Origin of the sequence: Methanospirillum sp. (assembly GCF_028679455.1) — an archaeon.
GTDB lineage: Archaea > Halobacteriota > Methanomicrobia > Methanomicrobiales > Methanospirillaceae > Methanospirillum.
Map to the genome: position 1 here is coordinate 1 of NZ_JAJRBM010000063.1, position 3,448 is coordinate 3,448.

Sequence of the window (3,448 nt, forward strand, 5' to 3'; positions counted from 1 at the left end):
ACCATATTTGGTGAGATTTTTAGTTTCAGAAAAATGCCTGATAGCGGCTCGATATATCCGATGAATCGGTAACGAAAAGCAGTAATATTCATCCTTTCTAGTCCCTCACCCCATTCTCCCTAAACCTGGTGAACAGATCTGAAGGGGAGAAACAGGAGTTGGAAATACTCAGATGAAGTATCGACAATTATGCTTTGTGTCATCTTTCCCTCATGGAATGAGAATTACACCCCCGAAACTCACGCATGAATCATGGTGAGCATCATCTTAAACGAGACCGGTGCATGGACCGCGTGGGGGATGTCTGCCGGGAGGATGATCATCTCACCGGAAGCTACCTGAAATTTTTCTCCTTCAAGTGTTACCTCGGCGGTACCTTCCAGCACCTGCAATACCGCATCGAACGGAGCGGTATGTTCAGATAATCCTGAATCTTCCGCAAAAGCAAACAAGGTTATCGTACCCTGAGGAGTATACGTAATCATCCTGCTAACTACACTCCCTTTCTGATAGGTCACCAGTTCAGTAGGTCTGATGATTATTCCTTTCAGATTCTCCGTCTCTTTATCCATATGGTGAGATCATGAGCCCGTTCTATTTCATCCCTCCTATTCATTACCTGGAAGGGGCATGACCAGATTAAATTGGACTTACCACCAATAGTGAAGGTACGAATGTCTGGAGACCAGAACCGTCCTCATGTTGTCCTCGTCTCTGAGGTGACTGTAGACGGAAAATTAACCGTGACCCGGGGTGCATCATCAAAACTCCTGATGCAGTTTATGTCACATGAGGCCGAGGTCCTGCTCCACCGTATCAGGGCTGAATCAGATGCTATCATGGTCGGGTCAAATACCATACGCATTGATAACTCATTTCTTACGGTTCGCCATGTCCAGGGTAAGAACCCAATCCGGGTAATCCCTTCTTCACGTGCAGACATCTCTCCTGATGCCAATGTCCTCTCTGCTGATTCACCAACGATAATAGCAGTAAGTGAACAGGCAGATCCGGTAAAGATAGCCGTTCTCAAAGAGAAAGGAGCCCATATTGAAGTTGTCGGGAAGGATAAGGTCGACCTCACGCTGCTCATGAGCCGGCTGGCATCCTCATACGGGGTATCCCGGCTGATGATCGAAGGTGGCTCAACCTTGAACGGACAGATGTTTTCACTTGGGCTGATTGATGAGATTGTGCTCATTCACCTGCCATTCATCGCTGGTGGCTCAGATACACCTTCCCTTGTCGGGGGCCTTGCGACCCGGTCGGTTGATGATCTGATCAGACTCGAACTGACAAAAAATTATCTTGCAGGTGAAAACCTGATCACCGAGTATAAGGTTCGCCGGGTCTGAATCGGTCTTATTAGATCATCTGGATCGGATCTGCCTTCATGATCTCTCTGAGCAGGGTTGTTGCATACTGTCCAGGTTGAAGATCAAATAAGAATGAGATCCGGTTCTCGTTCAATGTCACCCTGAGGTCGGTTTTGAGCATGATTGAACGGGGTGCTCCAGAAAATTTCGTTTCCAGGAAAGACGAAACCGTTTGAAACATTTCAGCAGTTATCCCTTCTTCTTCCATCAGCCAGGTCATGTTCCTATCATCAGGACCTGCCTGTTCAACCGGTTCTGATCCCTGCATAAAGATTGCTATTCTGCAGCGATCACGTTTCACCTGCATTGCTGCCATCCGTGCCGTTCCCTGGGTGATGATATCTGATCTACCATCAGGGTAGAGGATCCGATCCCCAATCCCGGGGTCAGAAAGTCCTCGTCCCTCTTCTATCCGCATGCTGAGAGCACGATTGAAGAGCCATGACTGAACCGCACTCACAAACATGGATCTGAGCGTCCGGGGAAAGGTATGAAATGCACCTGCATAGTCTCCCGGATTGCTGTCCAGATGATGAAGAAGAGACCGCTCTAAGGAGAGCCTGACTGGAATCTGGTGAAGTGAAGCCTTTGCATCCCCGGTGTCCGCATAAAATTTCCGTCCTTTGGCAGCCTCTTCATGCTCTCCTACCGAAGGCATGCTGACAAAGGTTCGTACCGCATCTTCATACGACCCTCTGAGCATATCAAGACCAGTGCAGTGGGTTACCGGTCGCTGGACACCAAACCGTTGGTATCCGAAGTAATTGGGCACCCCCTCTGAAAGATCTCTGTTGATCTCCTCAGGATTATCCTCTGGCCTGAAGGGATTAAAATCAGTCAGAGATATGGTAAACCGGTTCCCTTTAAGATCACCGAGACTGATCTGTTGTTCTGATGCACCTACCGGTTCGATGGTAATATCCGGAATATGGAGCGCTTCAATGACCGCAGGATCGCCTTTATAGATCGAGATATACTGGGTTGTTACTGCCCGTTTGTCCTTGGTCCCAGCAAACCCTATCCGCTGATGACTCACTCCGAGCCGGCCTGCTATCTCTTTAATTGACCGCTGTTGATCCCAGTTCTTCTTGGTAAGCCGGCAGATCAGATACGGGCCGGTACCGGACGGTACCGGGGTTTCAGGAATTTCATCAACCACAAAGTCTTCAGGTACTGCCTTGAGTCTACCCCCGATTCCCTCCTGATCAGAGGAATACCATGAAAGACCAAGTGTATGGTCTAGGGGATACGGACTTTTTATCATAAGAGCGTGAGGTTTCCGGTGATCTTGTCGAGATCTTCAGTCTTTGCCGGACCTAGACCGAGGGCGGTGATGGTCCCCGGGGGAATCTCGGTCATTCCCGCATCCTGGATCAGAGCTGCTGCTATGCCTGCTGCTTCGGCGATACTCTTGAGTTCAAAAAGTGTCCGCTCATCAGATGCTTTCAGAACAACCTTCTTCTGGCCTTCATTCATCCATGCTTTTTTGGATGAAGCATCGCTCTTCTCATACGCAACAATGGCCGCATGACCTGCCTGGGCACATTTTTTCCCGCAACTCATCTTTACATCGTTTCTGATAATGATGCATTGTTTCCACCTGAACTCGGGTTCCCGGGCCATATCCTAACCAGTTAGGGCTGCCTTACCATAATGATACAGGAAGTTCAGAGAATTGATAGGTAAAGGGATCAGATACTGAGGCAGTATGGACCGGAATTATGACGTTGTCGTGGTCGGCGCAGGACCTGCTGGCTCGGCAGCTGCACAATCCTGTGCAAAGGCCGGACTGTCAACTCTGCTGATAGAGGAGCAGGCACATATCGGTGTTCCGGTCCAGTGTGCTGGTCTGCTCTCCTGTTCAGCATTTGAGGAATGCAGGGTTAGTCCCAGATCTATACTCAATAAGGTATCCGGTGCTTCGGTTACTACGGATCATGCTATGCTCTCATTTGATGCAGGGAGAACGAAAGCATACGTGGTTGATCGTGCCCTTCTAGATCAGGAGATGGGGTATGCAGCTGCAGATGCTGGTGCTGAGATCAGACTAAAAACTCAGGCCTGTGATCTGA

The 3,448-nt window shown here is 49.1% G+C and carries 5 protein-coding genes; 2 read left to right on the forward strand and 3 right to left on the reverse strand.

All coding sequences use genetic code 11. From position 1 onward, the window contains the following. Positions 1–239: 239 nt before the first annotated feature. Entirely contained in the window at positions 240–572 is a 333-nt protein-coding gene (locus LUQ50_RS02055; RefSeq protein ID WP_300035437.1) for a cupin domain-containing protein, read from the reverse strand. A 102-nt stretch (positions 573–674) separates the two neighbouring features. Here LUQ50_RS02055 and LUQ50_RS02060 point away from each other — a divergent pair, with 102 nt between their 5' ends. Continuing rightward, a complete protein-coding gene (locus LUQ50_RS02060; protein WP_300035440.1) occupies positions 675–1,355 on the forward strand; it encodes a dihydrofolate reductase family protein in 681 nt (226 codons plus the stop codon). A gap of 10 nt (positions 1,356–1,365) precedes the next feature. On the opposite strand, the gene truD is transcribed toward LUQ50_RS02060, so the two are convergent. Both truD and pth2 read right to left on the reverse strand, forming a co-directional pair. Beyond that, positions 1,366–2,640: a tRNA pseudouridine(13) synthase TruD gene (gene truD / locus LUQ50_RS02065; protein ID WP_300035445.1), complete on the reverse strand. Its 1,275-nt coding sequence runs from the start codon at positions 2,638–2,640 to the stop codon at positions 1,366–1,368. Further along, positions 2,637–2,999: a peptidyl-tRNA hydrolase Pth2 gene (gene pth2, locus LUQ50_RS02070; RefSeq protein ID WP_300035448.1), complete on the reverse strand. Its 363-nt coding sequence runs from the start codon at positions 2,997–2,999 to the stop codon at positions 2,637–2,639. Before pth2 ends, truD begins: the two co-directional genes overlap by 4 nt. Positions 3,000–3,084: 85 nt before the next feature. Here pth2 and LUQ50_RS02075 point away from each other — a divergent pair. Then, a partial coding sequence (locus tag LUQ50_RS02075; protein WP_300035450.1) for an NAD(P)/FAD-dependent oxidoreductase occupies positions 3,085–3,448 on the forward strand: 364 nt, incomplete at its 3' end.

Excerpts from the sequence above, each read along its gene's own strand:
- LUQ50_RS02055 (WP_300035437.1), bottom strand. The coding sequence starts at position 572 with ATGGATAAAGAGACGGAGAATCTGAAAGGAATAATCATCAGACCTACT.
- LUQ50_RS02060 (WP_300035440.1), top strand. The coding sequence starts at position 675 with ATGTCTGGAGACCAGAACCGTCCTCATGTTGTCCTCGTCTCTGAGGTG.
- truD (WP_300035445.1), bottom strand. The coding sequence starts at position 2,640 with ATGATAAAAAGTCCGTATCCCCTAGACCATACACTTGGTCTTTCATGG.
- pth2 (WP_300035448.1), bottom strand. The coding sequence starts at position 2,999 with ATGGCCCGGGAACCCGAGTTCAGGTGGAAACAATGCATCATTATCAGA.